The organism is Marinobacter sp. 1_MG-2023 (assembly GCF_030549045.1).
GTDB lineage: Bacteria > Pseudomonadota > Gammaproteobacteria > Pseudomonadales > Oleiphilaceae > Marinobacter.
Genome location: NZ_JAUOST010000001.1, coordinates 977,435 through 991,182, shown reverse-complemented (window position 1 = coordinate 991,182; position 13,748 = coordinate 977,435). Strand labels below are relative to the sequence as shown.

Here is a 13,748-nt window from a genome sequence, read left to right as displayed (position 1 = left end):
AGAACAGAAAGAAAGAATCATGCCACATGGATAACACTTTAATTTAAAAGCACTAACCTTTTTGAGTAAGATAAAAAGTGGCCGGACAGCCAGACAGGGTGTCCGAAAACCAAGACACCAACCTTTCAAAGTTTCCCACTCAAAAGGACAGCTATGACACTCCACCTCGAACTTGCTCCGCTCATTAGTCTGGGCGCTGGGATTGGCATTCTGGTGTTTCCGCGCCTGCTTAACTACATTGTAGCTGGCTATCTGATCGCTCTTGGCGTGCTTGGATTGCTGGGGCATTCGCTGTGACATACCGATAAGCGCCGATCCTACGTTACCTGTAGGAGATCTCTCACAGGCCAGCGAGCTGATCTCCGGTATCCCGCAAATACACTCCCTATAGAATAGCTAACGTCAAGGATGACAAGCCGGCAAGGAACGTTGGCTCAGGGAAGACGCGCTCAGGATGAGCGACAGCCTGAAGGAACAGGCGGGGGTCAGCCACGGAATCGGGGATCACAAGGACTGTGGCCCTTATCCGTGCACCATATGTCACCCATCATGGTTTACGATGGAGATGTGACTCTCCTTCGTTTTTTCGCTGAATCCGCCGGAACCTGAGACCCTCGTCTCTGCTGCCTTGCGCCTCTGACCCATAACCACAAAGACGCAACTTGGACTCAGGGAAAGATTTACATGAAGCACACATCCTTTTTTGCAACTCTGGTATTGCTATTCAGCCTGGTAACCGGATTCGCGCATGCACAGCCACAGGTTATCAATATCAATCTCGCCGATGCAGCAACCCTTTCAAGCCTTGACGGAATCGGGAACAGCAAAGCAGAGGCCATAATTGCCTATCGCGAAGCAAACGGTCCCTTCGAGACAACACTGGACCTGTCCAACGTAAAGGGCATCGGAGCGCGCACCGTTGAAAAAAACGCCGAGCGTTTGTCTGTAAAATGAGTGCAGAGGGGTAATATTTCCCCGGGCATTTAAAATGAGGGCAGCTCCAAGCTGCCCTCATTTCCCATCCGCATAATGCACCACGAAAGTATTCTGGCAACTCCCACGCAGCCGCCCTATGATTACCGGACAACAAATCTAACCGGTTCGAGTGGCATGCTATGGCTGATCCCATCAAGGTTTACCCGCCAAAACCCTCCCATGTTTATTTTTACGCAACCTGTCTGATAGACATGTTCTACCCCGATGCGGGCATGGCTGGCATACAGCTACTTGAGCGTGAAGGCGTTAAAGTCATTTTTCCGGAAGATCAGACATGCTGTGGCCAGCCGGCTTATACGTCCGGTTACCATGATGAGGCCAGGACAGTCGCAAAAGCCCAACTTGATCTGTTTCCGGAAGACTGGCCTATCGTTGTGCCCTCTGGTTCCTGTGGTGGAATGATGCGTAAACACTACCCGAGCCTGTTCAAGCATACCGACCAGGAAGATAAAGCTTCCGGGATTGCCGCCAGAACCTGGGAGCTAACGGATTTTCTTCTGAACGTGTGCCACATACATCTGAAAGATCTGGGTGAGCCGACCACCGTTGCCATGCACACATCCTGCTCAGCCCGTCGTGAAATGGGTGTTGCTGAGGTCGGACCGCGGCTGCTAGGTCAGCTGCAAAACGTAAACCTGGTGGAACAGGTGCGCGCCGAGGAATGCTGCGGATTTGGCGGGACTTTTGCTGTACGCCATCCGGAAATTTCCGGGGCCATGGTGAGCGAGAAAGTGGATGCCCTTACCGATACCGGTGCAGGAGCATTTGTGACAACGGATTGCGGCTGCCTGATGAACATTTCTGGTTGCGCGGAGAAGAACCGAAAGCCCCTTGAAGGCCAGCATATCCTGAGTTTTCTCTGGGACCGTACGCATTCCGGTAGTGGGAGAGAGTCATGAATCAGGCAACCCAGGACCCGCACCACATCGATGTAAAAGAATTTCATCCCAGAGCACGGGCGGCCATTTCAGACCCCAAGATACGCCAGAACTTTCGCAAAGCTATGGACGGGCTGATTACCAAGCGCAAAGACGCCTTTGAAGGCATGGACCTTGAGGCCCTCAGAGAACTTGGCGCCAACATCCGCCTGCGGGCGCTGGCAAACCTGCCAGATTTGCTGGAACAGCTCGAAAAAAAGCTCAGTGAGAATGGCATCAAAGTGCACTGGGCGACGGATGGTGATGAAGCCTGCCGAATTGTGCGGAACATCTGTGTAGCCCGGAACGCCAAAACGGTGATCAAAGGCAAATCCATGGTGTCTGAGGAAATGGAGCTGAACCATTACCTCGAGGAACGTGGTATTACTGCACTGGAATCGGATCTGGGCGAGTACATAGTTCAGCTTGCCGGCGAAACCCCCTCCCACATCATCATGCCCGCGATTCACAAGAATACCGGTGAGATTTCCGAGCTGATGCACCAGACGACCGGCACCGATCTTTCCAACGATGTTGAATACCTGACTGCAAGCGCCCGCCAGCAATTGCGCGAAAAGTTCATGAATGCGGATGTAGGCGTCTCCGGGGTGAACTTTGCAGTTGCCGAGACCGGAACGCTTTGCCTCGTCGAGAATGAAGGCAACGGCCGAATGACCACCACGGTGCCGCCCTGCCATATTGCCGTTACCGGCATAGAAAAGGTCGTGGGTAACCTGGAAGATGTGGCTCCACTTCTCGCGCTTCTGACACGCTCAGCCACCGGACAGCACATTACCACCTACTTCAACATGATCTCGGGCCCGCGCAAGCTTGAGGAACTGGACGGCCCCGAGGAAGTCCATCTGGTACTGGTTGATAATGGCCGCTCGTCCATCTACCAGGACGACGAGTTACTGGACACCCTGCGCTGCATTCGCTGCGGCGCCTGCATGAACCACTGCCCGGTTTATACCCGCGTGGGTGGTCACACCTACGGCACCACCTACCCTGGACCAATCGGCAAGATTCTGATGCCCCACCTTATCGGTCTCGACGAAGGTCGGCACCTGCCCACGGCTTCAAGCCTCTGCGGTGCCTGTGGTGAAGTGTGCCCGGTAAAAATTCCGATACCCGACCTTTTGGTGCGCCTACGTCAAGAGTCCGTAGACGGCGATAAACTCAATCCCGCCAAAGTTCGCGGTCACGGGGCGAAACGCGGCTCGGTAGAAGCACTGGTCTGGAAAGGCTGGAGCTGGATGCACGCCCGCCCCGGCGTTTACAGGTTTGGTACAGCGCTGGCTGCACGCCTACGCAAACTGCAACCCGGGCAACTGGGGGGCTGGACAGAGTACCGGACGGCACCGAAACTGGCTGCCAAAACACTCCATGAACGTATGAAGGAGCGTGGCCAATGAGTTCCCGAGATGCAATTTTACAACGCTTGCGTAACCGCAGCGGCGGCGAGCTGGCCATACCCGACTGCGACTTTTCAGTACTACAGCGACCGTCTTCCTCTGTGGCTGAACGCGTTGATCAGTTTCAGAAAACCATAGAGTCCGTGCATGGGGAAGTGCATCGATGCACATCAGAAAACTGGATTACACAGCTTGCAGACCTGCTCTCATCCCGCGGAGCCCGTAATCTGCTGGTTCCCGCAGCACACCAAATCGGCCGCACGTTACGCGATGCCGATAGCAATGAACTACCAGAACTGCTGATCTACGACGAGCCGATCCACAGCTGGCAGGCCCAGCTGTTCAACGAAGTCGACGCCAGTATCACCTCCACCCGAGGTGGTATTGCCGAGACAGGATCGCTGATTATGTGGCCAACACCGGACGAGCCTCGCCTGATGAGTCTGGTACCCCCCATCCATATTGCTGTACTGGAAGCATCGGAACTCTATTCAACATTCCATGAGGCGATGCAGGACCAGAACTGGGCTTCTGGCATGCCGACAAATGCTTTGTTAGTCTCCGGACCTTCCAAAACCGCCGACATCGAACAGACTCTGGCTTACGGTGTTCACGGCCCCAAAGAACTAATCGTACTGGTTATAGAATGATTCGAGGCGCTCTGCTTATCGCCCTGGCGGCCCTGCTCTGGGCGACTACAGGGATTGTTGCAAAATTCCTGTTTACCGGCACAGAGCTACAAGCTACTACCCTGGCCTTTCTCCGGCTGGCCGTTGCACTGCCATTTTTCTGGTTACTCATGCGCAGGGAGCAATACCAACTTCGAAACGCGGATGCCAAAGCACCTGGTAGCTCCCTGCGACAATTAAACTTGAAATCCCTGGCCCCCCTTGCAGCGCTCGGGCTTTTTCAGGCTATTTATCAGGGCAGCTATTTGCTTGCAGTGGACCTGACCGGAGCCGGCATAGCCACGCTGATTGCCCTGTGCCTCCCGCCGGTGCTAGTGGCGATACTCGCTGCGCCGTTGCTTGGAGAAAAGCCAGGGCTGCTAACCATAATGGCTCTGATTACCGCGGTTATCGGCACCGCCATGCTGGTACTCAGCGATATGGATACCAGCGGCACCTTGCGACTTGCGGGTATACTCATGGCATTACTGGCAGCATTCGTATACACAGGTTTTACCCTGACAAGTCGCTACAGCTCAACCGGCACACCGGTCTTTACTACGGCCTTCATCTGTTTTTTTACCGCCGCACTCATACTGCTGCCCATAGTCGGACTCAGCGGAGGCTTTGCGGGACTTGAAGAACTGGCGCTCAGGCACTGGCTGATGGTGGCTTTTATCGGCATAGTCCCCACCTGCATCGGTTACGTATGCTTCTTCGCGGGCATGCAAACAACCCCGGCAACGCTTTCCAGCATTATTGTCACACTGGAGCCGTTGTTCGTCGCTCTACTCGCCTGGATTTTTCTGGAGGAGATTCTGGGGCCGATTGGAATCACCGGCGCTCTGATACTCACTGCAGCGGTGATTGTGGCTTCGCGTTATGGCGGGAAATCCGCTGCCGCTCCGAAGAGCGACACGGAAACATCCGTCTGATCAGCTGGTCTTGCGCTGCTCCTCCAGCATGTTTGGCTGCAGTATCTCGATCCAGTAGCCGTCTGGATCCTTGATGAAGGCGAGGCCTTTCATCTTTCCGTCATCCGGTTTCTTGACGAACTCAACACCCAGACTCGTAAAACGCTCGCAGGCGCTGTAGACATCTGGTACCGCGACGCCAATATGGCCGAAGCCCTGTGGCTCATCGTTGCCGTTATGGTAGGCAATTTCGTTATCATTTTCCGTGCCCCAGTTATGGGTCAGCTCCAGCATGGCTTCGCGCCCGAACGTGTAGGTGGTCCGGTGAGCGTCATCTGCCGGCACAAGGCCAGCCTGCCGGTCATCAAGGTAGCCGAGGAAATAGAGCGTAAACTTCATCTCCGGGAAGTCCAGCTTGCGCACTAGCCGCATTCCCATCACACGGGTATAAAAATCCATGGAGCGTTCAGGATCTTTTATGCGCAGCATGGTCTGGTTAAAAACGTAGCCTTCCGTTTCCGGAACTGGCTGTTCATGCAGACCGGGGGCTTGCTCAAAATGCTTGGGCATGGTTTTTCCCTTTTTTACTTTTGAAAAATCAGGCTATATACCTGTGTGCGATTCGGCTCAATTTCAAGGCTATGGTTCGGCGGGCTTTGTCTTCAATTTAATCCGTACCGGCAACTGTGATTCAACTCACAGACATACCTGCTCCTCCCTCCTATCGTAACAACATGTAACGAAACTCTATTGCCGCTGCGTCGGTTGCGTTCTCCCCTGCGGCCAGGAAGCTTTTAAAAGCTCCATACCAACAACAAAAACAGTCCATGGAACCGGGGTCGTCATGATTCAGCCGCTCACTTGTCGCCGCACGATACGATCAGAAACGTTTTCACTCTGGGTGCTCGCACTCTCACTGCCTAACGCTGCCATGGCGGAGTTTGAGCCGTTGGATGACGGCACTCTTTCAGGCGTTACCGGCCAGGCCGGCGTGACGATTGAGCTTGAAACCAAAATCAATATCGATCGCCTGACCTGGACGGATGAAGGCTCGTTGAATGTGAACAACATGCGGCTGTCCGGGCACAACAATACCCTTCTGGATAACCTTAAGCTGACCGTGGATATTGCCGGTACGGGTGAAGTACTGGAGCATGGGTTTTCAGAAATTGCTCGCCGGGCGAATGCCGGGCTTCTCAATACCAGTGATGCTGATGTTGCAGACGCATTGGCGACCTACTCCATAACCGGCGAGTTCGGTAAGCAATTCAACAGTGGAGACCTGGTTATTCATTTGGGCGCTACCAATTACGGCGACCCGACCAGCCTCTCTGACTACTTGCAGGCGGTGGATTTTGAGCTCGAGGTAGGAAGCATTATCGCCGCCGGTTCCGAAGGGACGGCCACGCTGTTTTCAGATGTGTTGCTGCAGGGTTATGTAGGGCCTACGGACCTGGTTATCCGCAACGCCAGTGGGTCAAATCGCACGTTGCGTAATGGTAACGTCGTTTCTGGGGCAGAACTGCAGCTGGACACTCATTTTGAAATCACCAATGGAAGCCTGAACTGGGATGCCGCGGATTTGATTCTGCTGTTCAACTTTGCTGCCGTAGGAATCGAGGGTCTGCAAATTCATAACCGGCGGGGCAATGACACCCTTGGCCACTTCGGCATGGCAAGCGCCACCGCCAAGCTCTCACAGGGCACAGGTTCGGTGTCAGGCAAGGAGGGCTTGTCGATTCACGACGTCGAGTTCCGGGCAGACATTGATATGCCCGTGTTCAAGGTAGGCTCGATCAGTATTGGCAGCGTTCAATTCACAGACTTTGCCATTACGGATACCACCATGTTGGTTTATGGCCACTAGTGTCCTGTAAACTGCCTGTCTCTTTTTGACGGGCAGCCCATGACTGACAACATTGACACCAGTTACCAGCCAACAACCTCGGCACGACGCCTGATCCTGTTCAGCCTGCTCTTTATTTTACTCACAGCGGCCGGGCTCTACGCCGTATATGATCAATTCGCAGGGCGCAGCATAAGTTTTGACGCCAGACTGATTGCTCCACAGACCCTTGTAGCCATCGGTGCCCTCCTTCTCGTGTATTTCATCTCCGATGGTCTGCGTCTGCACTTTACGCTGCGGGCACTTGGGCACTGCCTGTCTTTTCCAACGATATTTCGTCTGGTTTTTATCAACCTGTTTTTTTCCAACGTCACGCCCATGGCCACCGGCGGCGGCTTCGCTCAGATCTGGTACCTGAATCGCCATGGGGTGCCGGTGGGTAGGGCCACGGCTGCGACCACCATCAGAACAGTGCTGGCAGTACTTTTCATCTTCTCTCTTACGCCGGTCTTCCTGCTGACAATGGATGCGTTTGACGGCCAGACCATCACCGGCGACCTGGGCGTGGCACTGGCCATATTCATTTTGCTGTATTTGGGCTTTTTCATTGTCCTGCTGTTCCGCACACGTTGGCTCATCGGGCCCCTCAGCGGCCTGCTAAGGACTCTTAATCGCTGGCATATCATAGGCAACACTCGCCATCAGCTCTGGCAATTCAAGGCGCGGCGGGAGATGCTGCGTTTCTCACGCAGCTTTGGGGATTACTTGCGGGGCAAGCCTCTGTTCGTTGTGCTTTCGATCCTGTTTACAGCCCTGTTCCTTCTCAGCCTGTTCAGCTTTCCGGCTCTGCTTATTTACAGCCTGGATTATGATGTTGATTACCTTATGTCGCTGGGGCTACTGGTTGTAACAACCTTTATTATGTATTTCTCACCAACGCCCGGCGCTTCCGGCATTTCAGAGGGTGTCTTCGGCAGCTTCTTCAGCGGGATCCTTTCAGGAAACCACCTGATTCTGGTTATTGTAAGCTGGCGACTGATCACGATTTATCTCGGTATGATCATCGGCCTGTTCGTGCTGCAAAGAGAGCTGATTAAAACTCGCAGGAACCCCGGATGATTTTCCGAAACCCGCTAAAACTGCTGTTCTACCTCAGCCTTCTGATTGTGATATTGCTGGTGGGCTATAAGGCCTACCTGAACTTTTTCATGGAAGACTTCGCAGGGGTGCATAGCGAACAGGTCGATCGAATTCACGACAACCTGTCGGCCAACGAACCCTTCGCTTTCGCGGTGGTTGGCAACATCAACAATTCTGTCGGGATTTTTGAAGATCGCATCATTCCGGAGCTAAACGCGTCAGGAATGGATTTTCTGGTATCCGCCGGCAATGCCGTCAGCGGCGGGGGTGAAGACAAATACCGAGCCCTGTACGGAACTCTAAGCCATCTGGACATTCCGTACCTGCTTACATTTGGCGCCCACGAATACGATGATTTTGGCAGCTTTCGTTTTTACGACCATTTCGGACCGCACTTCTACAGCATTCAGGCTGGCAGCAGTCGGTTAATCTTTCTCGACAGCACCGGGAAAACGCCCTGGCGTTGGCAGATTCGCTGGCTGGACGACCTTCTGAGCCAGGACACCTCAAAAGCCAGAATCCTGTTTATTAGTCACCCACCTCTGCAGCCCAGCGAGGATGCTCTGTTTGATCAGCCTGAGGACTATCTCGAACCGTCTGAATTCCGGAGCGCATTTCTGGAGACGACCAAAAAACACAACATCGATCTCGTATTCTCAGCCAACCTCTCGCTTTACTCGGAGAAGCGCCTGGGCAACACGACGTTCATAACCACCGGAGGTGCCGGCGGGCTTATACTGAACGACGACACCAGTTTTTATCACTACGTGAGGGTGAACGTCAGCCCGGAAGGCGAGGTCAGCCACACGCTTCAAAAGCTTGAAGTCGGCCAGCACCCGATCCTGAAGCGTCTCGAAAGCCTGTGGTTCTTCGTCTATTCACTTTTTTATACCGGCTATATCAACTTCATTCTGATTGTGGCGATCTTTGCGGCGATCACCATCAAGCTCTACTCCGTTATTTTTGTCGGCAAGGACTATTACCCGGACTACGATCTGGATCCTACGCCATGGCTGGAGAAGCCGTTAAGAGTGGCCATGTTCACCAACAACTACCTGCCGTTTATTGGAGGTGTACCCATCTCCATTGCCCGGCTGCGACAGGGCCTTGAGAGTCTTGGCGACAAGTTGCTGGTCATTGCTCCGAGATACAAGGATCAACCTGAAGTTGAAGAGCATGTACTCCGGGTTCCTTCTCTGCTCGCAATGGGCGAGAAACGGGAGTTCCGGCTTGCAAACATTTTTCTTGGCCGAATCCGAAAGCGGGTGAGAGCCTTCCACCCGGATATTATTCACCTGCACCACCCGTTCTGGCTTGGGTCCCTCGGTTTATTTATGGCGCGGAGGCTCAAGGTGCCCGCTATTTACACCTACCACACCAGGCTGGAGCACTACGCTCACTTTGTGCCCCTGCCTGGCCTGATCTTCCGTAACTTTATCTCCCATGCATTGATCAAGCGCTTCGCCAACAAGTGTGATGGTGTAATCGTACCGACCTATTCAACCGAGGAATATCTCAGAATGATTGGCGTAAAAACGCCCACTTTCGTGCAGCCCACAGGGATCGAGTACGAGCGTTTTCAGGCCGTAACAGATGAGGAAATCACTCGACTCCGCAAAAAGCTGAACCTGGAAGGCAAAACCGTTTTCATCAGCGTCTCGCGCTTGTCTAACGAAAAGAATATCGATTTCATGATCGAGGCAGTCAGCACACTGCGCCAGGAAACAGAGAAACCTTTTCACTTCCTGATGATCGGCGAAGGCCACCAGAAAAGCCGGCTGCAAAGCAAGCTTCAGGAGCTTGGGCTTGAAGCCTGCATCACTCTCGTTGGCGCAATACCGCCAGATGACATGGCTGTCTGGTATCGCCTGGGCGACGCTTTTCTATTCGCATCCAAATCCGAAACCCAGGGTATGGTTATCCTGGAAGCTATGGCAGCCGGCCTTCCTGTCGTTGCTGTGCGCTCCAGTGGTATTGATGACGTTGTCCGCCATGGCTTCAACGGTTTCAAAACCCCGGAAAGACAGGATCAGTGGTGCGCTCAGGTAAAGTGTTTGCTGGAGGACGAGGATCTAAGACGTACTCTTTCGGAGCAGGCTCTGGCCTTCGCCAAAGATTTTTCAGTTGAACAGTTTGCCAGTGATGTTCGCGGGATTTACGCTACTACTTTGGCACTCAACGATAAAAAGCTGACAAAACGGAGAGAAACGTGAGCGGTATTCCTGTGGGAATCAGCACCTGCCTTTTGGGCAAAGAAGTTCGCCATGACGGCGGTCACAAACATTCAAGATACTGTACGCAGGTCTTGGCTCAGCACTTTGACTTCCGCTCCATTTGCCCGGAGCTCGAAGCCGGCCTGGGTGTCCCCCGCCCCGCCATTCATTTGCGGGAGTACCCGGATGGCATCCGTCTTATTGAAGCAAAGGGCACTGCCGATCACACCATAGCCATGCAGGAATTTACCGAGCGTATTCTGCCGGACCTGTCCGACCTGCGCGGTTACATCCTGATGGCAAAGTCGCCCAGCTGCGGCATGGAACGCATTAAGGTACATAACGCTGAAGGCCAGGTGGTGCGACGCGATGGGCAGGGCATGTTTGCCGAGGCGCTTATCCGCGCTTACCCGCTGATGCCGGTTGAAGAAGAAGGCCGGCTAAATGATGACACGCTACGGGAGAACTTCATCGAGCGAGTGTTCGCCTACGACGACTGGATCCAGAACGTTGCAGGCCAACACCTGACAGCAAAAGCCCTTATCGAATTCCACACCCGCCACAAGTTTCAGCTCCTGGCGCACTCTGAAAAGATCTACCGCCAGCTTGGGCCTATGCTGGGAGATCTCAAAGCGGACGCACTCGAAACGATCGCCGGCCGATATATTCAGGCATTCATGGAGGCGATGACGAAGAAAGTAAGCCGGGGCTCACACATCAATGTCATGCAGCATCTGATGGGTTACCTGCGGGATGCCATAGGAGACGAAGACCGCAAGGTTCTGGTAGAACAAATTGAAGCCTATGGCCGCGAAGAAATCCCACTGGTTGTACCTATGACATTACTGAGAATGGCACAGCGCAGGGAGCCAGTGGATTATCTGAACCTGCAACACTACCTGAGCCCCTACCCGGATGAGTTGGGGCTCAGAAACAAGGTTTAGGGCGTTGGATCAGAAGCCATAAAGCAGTGTGATCGCCGTCTCCGTATCCGTAGAGTCTTTGCCGGCAGGCGCATCGGACAAATGCTTCACGCGGTAAGCAGCCTTCATTGAGAGATTGCCAACTATGTTGGCTTTTATCGCAGTCTCGGATTCGCTGATCACGTTGTTGTCATCCAGGCCAATTTCCGTGCTCAGCTTCTGATGGAATAGTGCATTGTCAGAAAGTTCATAGTCGAACTGAGCTGCAAGCCGTGCGATTGCTTCTTTCTCGACATCTTCACCGTCTGAATTTACGACCTCCAGCTTGTTGTAGCGATAACCAACACCTGCCGAGAGATCAAGAAATGAGTCTTCTCCCCGCTGCCAGACCCGGTTTCCATAACCGGTGGTAGCACTGGATTCGAAGTCGTATCCGGAGAAACGATCATTCTCGTAGCCGCCCCGCAGAAACCAGTACTGGCTTTCATCAAACTTGTAGTTGGTTTCCAACGAACCTCTGTATTTCTCCGCCGTGGTTTCATCCTCGGCTTCAGAGTAGTTGGAACTGAACTGCGCAATGTTACGCCAGTCCACTACCTCATGAACCACCCCAAGGCGTCCATTGACGTTGGTTTCTTCAGTATTACCAGAAGTAATGAGCACACCAAGTTCGGCCTCGCCTTCCCAGTCTTTGGCATCCTGGCCGTAGGCCAAAGGTGCGGCTGAAATAGCAATAACGGCAACTGTTTTTTTAAAACCCATGAAAGCTCCTTGATAGCGGGTTAACTCAAATTCGCTCAGGTCTCAAGACCATGTGGCTGCCCCTCACCCTTCAGGCTTTTCTCCGCATGGCGTTCACGCTCTGACTTTTTGCGCGCCTTGCGCTCAGCAATAAAACGAGCAGCCTCACCGCCTACATGCACTTCACCGCGGGCCTCGGCCAACCTAATCTGGCGTTCCCGCTCGGCAAATCGAACCTTTTGTTCTTCACTCAGAGTGTCCAGGCACCGATGACAACTCACACCTTGCTGATACTCCGGACGCTGCTTATCAGCCTCGGTAATCGGGCGGCGACAGGCATGACATTGATCGTAATCGCCCCGTTCCAAACGATGATTGACCGTAACCCGATCGTCAAATACAAAACATTCACCTTTCCAGAGGCTTTGTTCTTCCGGCACCTCTTCCAGGTATTTCAGAATACCGCCCTTGAGGTGATATACCTCGTCAAACCCTTGCTCTCTAAGGTACGCCGTCGATTTTTCGCAACGAATGCCGCCGGTACAGAACATGGCAACTTTTTTATGCTTTGCCGGGTCAAGGTTCTGCTTTACATATTCCGGAAACTCACGAAACGTATCTGTGGCCGGGTTAACAGCATGAGTGAAGGTGCCAATTTCCACCTCGTACTGGTTACGGGTATCCACAAGAAGAACATCCGGATCGGAGATCAGGTCGTTCCAGTCGCTCGGCTCCACGTAGGTGCCGACGATGCGCTTTGGATCGATACCATCAACGCCCATGGTGACAATTTCTTTTTTGAGCTTCACTTTGGTGCGTTTGAACGGCTGGATATCGACGAACGATTCCTTGTAATCAATACCATCAAAGCGCTCATCAGCGCCCAACCAGTCCTGTACCGCATCGATACCGCTGCGGCTTCCGGCAATGGTGCCATTGATACCTTCCCGGGCCAGTAACAGAGTGCCATGCACACCGTGGGCCAGCATGACATCAAGTAGCGGCTGACGAAGGGTTTTGTAATCATTCAGAACGGCGAACTTATAAAGCGCGCAGACAACAACGTTGTTGCTCATGGGCATTCTCCTGCGGGCCGGATCGTAAATCCGGAGCATGGGTTTATTTATCTGGAAGGCATAAGCCAAGAGAAGGCGAGAATTCTAACCCACTCCGGCTTATGTTCAAATCAGGATTGACCGAAGTCAAAATCCAATGCTTATTCGCTCGCGGCAGAAAGCTCCCTCTCCACTAGGGCTGAAAGCTGCCCCCAGCCCGGGCGTGTAAGGCGGATATTATCCACCAGCACCGTTGGGGTACTGGTTACTCGCAGCTGCACAGCAACTCGGCGGCTTTCTTCAACAGCCTCACGATGTAACTCTGTTGTCATACACCGGCGAAAGCGGCGCTCTTCCAGACCTAAATCGTTCCCGTAGCGGGTAAACGTAGCAACAGGATCGTTCGACCCGCTCCACTCAGACTGCGAATCGAAAAGGCGTTCATGCATTTCCCAATATGCACCCTGGTCGCCGGCACAGCGTGCAGCCTGAGCAGCAGGAAGAGCGTTCTGATGCTGCTGTAACGGCAGGTCGAAATACACAAAGCGAACCTTCCCCGCCTCCACATATTCCTGCTTCAGGCGCTTGCTCGCTTCTGCAAAAAGACCACAGGCAGGGCACTGGTAATCAGCAAATTCCCGCACCACAACCGGGGCGTCATCAGCACCCACTGAAACACCGTACTGGTCCAACTGAGCAGGAAAAGCGTCTGCGCCTGGCGCAGCAACCGGCAAGTCATCCGACGTTGGCTTCGGAGCTGCCGTCAGAAAGAACGCGCCAATAACAATAGCTGCCAGAACCAGCACACTCACACCGATGACCAGAGGCTTTCGCGAGGTGGTTTTCCGGGGCGGCGGCGCTCCGGTTTGTTTGCGACGTTTTGCTTCACCCATTCTTGACTCCCTTTTGTTTTACCGAGG

At 53.5% G+C, this 13,748-nt stretch carries 14 protein-coding genes; 10 read left to right on the top strand and 4 right to left on the bottom strand.

Features of this window, described 5'->3' with window-relative positions:
* Positions 1-153 precede the first annotated feature (153 nt).
* The 6 genes from Q4606_RS04575 to Q4606_RS04550 all read left to right on the top strand — a co-directional run bounded on the left by Q4606_RS04575 (position 154) and on the right by Q4606_RS04550 (position 4,931).
* On the top strand, positions 154-297 hold the full coding sequence (locus tag Q4606_RS04575) for a DUF3096 domain-containing protein (RefSeq protein ID WP_100686898.1): 144 nt from the start codon (positions 154-156) through the stop codon (positions 295-297).
* A 387-nt stretch (positions 298-684) separates the two neighbouring features.
* Complete coding sequence (locus tag Q4606_RS04570) at positions 685-954, top strand: ComEA family DNA-binding protein (RefSeq protein ID WP_303596363.1); 270 nt, start codon at positions 685-687, stop codon at positions 952-954.
* Between the two features lie 161 nt (positions 955-1,115).
* Positions 1,116-1,895, top strand: a complete 780-nt coding sequence (locus tag Q4606_RS04565) for a (Fe-S)-binding protein (protein ID WP_303606806.1) — start codon at positions 1,116-1,118, stop codon at positions 1,893-1,895.
* Complete coding sequence (locus Q4606_RS04560) at positions 1,892-3,328, top strand: LutB/LldF family L-lactate oxidation iron-sulfur protein (protein WP_303596365.1); 1,437 nt, start codon at positions 1,892-1,894, stop codon at positions 3,326-3,328. Before Q4606_RS04565 ends, Q4606_RS04560 begins: the two co-directional genes overlap by 4 nt.
* On the top strand, positions 3,325-3,978 hold the full coding sequence (locus Q4606_RS04555) for a lactate utilization protein (RefSeq protein WP_303606805.1): 654 nt from the start codon (positions 3,325-3,327) through the stop codon (positions 3,976-3,978). The genes Q4606_RS04560 and Q4606_RS04555 overlap by 4 nt, the downstream gene beginning before the upstream one ends.
* Positions 3,975-4,931: a DMT family transporter gene (locus Q4606_RS04550; RefSeq protein WP_303596367.1), complete on the top strand. Its 957-nt coding sequence runs from the start codon at positions 3,975-3,977 to the stop codon at positions 4,929-4,931. The genes Q4606_RS04555 and Q4606_RS04550 overlap by 4 nt, the downstream gene beginning before the upstream one ends.
* Here the strand turns inward: Q4606_RS04550 and gloA are convergent, their stop codons facing one another.
* Positions 4,932-5,480 (bottom strand): lactoylglutathione lyase, encoded by a 549-nt coding sequence (gene gloA / locus Q4606_RS04545; RefSeq protein WP_303596368.1) that lies wholly within the window; start codon positions 5,478-5,480, stop codon positions 4,932-4,934. It abuts the gene before it with no gap.
* A 274-nt stretch (positions 5,481-5,754) separates the two neighbouring features.
* Here gloA and Q4606_RS04540 point away from each other — a divergent pair, with 274 nt between their 5' ends.
* Genes Q4606_RS04540 through Q4606_RS04525 form a run of 4 tightly spaced genes read left to right on the top strand, consistent with a single transcriptional unit; the run spans position 5,755 to position 11,053 of the window.
* Positions 5,755-6,777, top strand: a complete 1,023-nt coding sequence (locus tag Q4606_RS04540) for a DUF6160 family protein (protein WP_303606804.1) — start codon at positions 5,755-5,757, stop codon at positions 6,775-6,777.
* Positions 6,778-6,816: 39 nt separating this feature from the next.
* Positions 6,817-7,875 (top strand): lysylphosphatidylglycerol synthase transmembrane domain-containing protein, encoded by a 1,059-nt coding sequence (locus tag Q4606_RS04535; RefSeq protein WP_303606803.1) that lies wholly within the window; start codon positions 6,817-6,819, stop codon positions 7,873-7,875.
* Positions 7,872-10,109, top strand: coding sequence for a glycosyltransferase (locus Q4606_RS04530; RefSeq protein ID WP_303606802.1), 2,238 nt, complete (start codon positions 7,872-7,874; stop codon positions 10,107-10,109). The genes Q4606_RS04535 and Q4606_RS04530 overlap by 4 nt, the downstream gene beginning before the upstream one ends.
* Positions 10,106-11,053: a DUF523 and DUF1722 domain-containing protein gene (locus tag Q4606_RS04525; protein WP_303596372.1), complete on the top strand. Its 948-nt coding sequence runs from the start codon at positions 10,106-10,108 to the stop codon at positions 11,051-11,053. Before Q4606_RS04530 ends, Q4606_RS04525 begins: the two co-directional genes overlap by 4 nt.
* Before the next feature lie 9 nt (positions 11,054-11,062).
* Here Q4606_RS04525 and Q4606_RS04520 read toward each other — a convergent pair whose 3' ends face one another.
* The 3 genes from Q4606_RS04520 to Q4606_RS04510 form a co-directional block, all read right to left on the bottom strand.
* On the bottom strand, positions 11,063-11,794 hold the full coding sequence (locus Q4606_RS04520) for a YdiY family protein (RefSeq protein ID WP_303596373.1): 732 nt from the start codon (positions 11,792-11,794) through the stop codon (positions 11,063-11,065).
* A gap of 35 nt (positions 11,795-11,829) precedes the next feature.
* Positions 11,830-12,849, bottom strand: a complete 1,020-nt coding sequence (locus Q4606_RS04515) for a rhodanese-related sulfurtransferase (protein WP_303606801.1) — start codon at positions 12,847-12,849, stop codon at positions 11,830-11,832.
* Positions 12,850-12,989: 140 nt separating this feature from the next.
* Complete coding sequence (locus Q4606_RS04510; protein ID WP_303606800.1) at positions 12,990-13,721, bottom strand: thioredoxin domain-containing protein; 732 nt, start codon at positions 13,719-13,721, stop codon at positions 12,990-12,992.
* Positions 13,722-13,748: the final 27 nt, after the last annotated feature.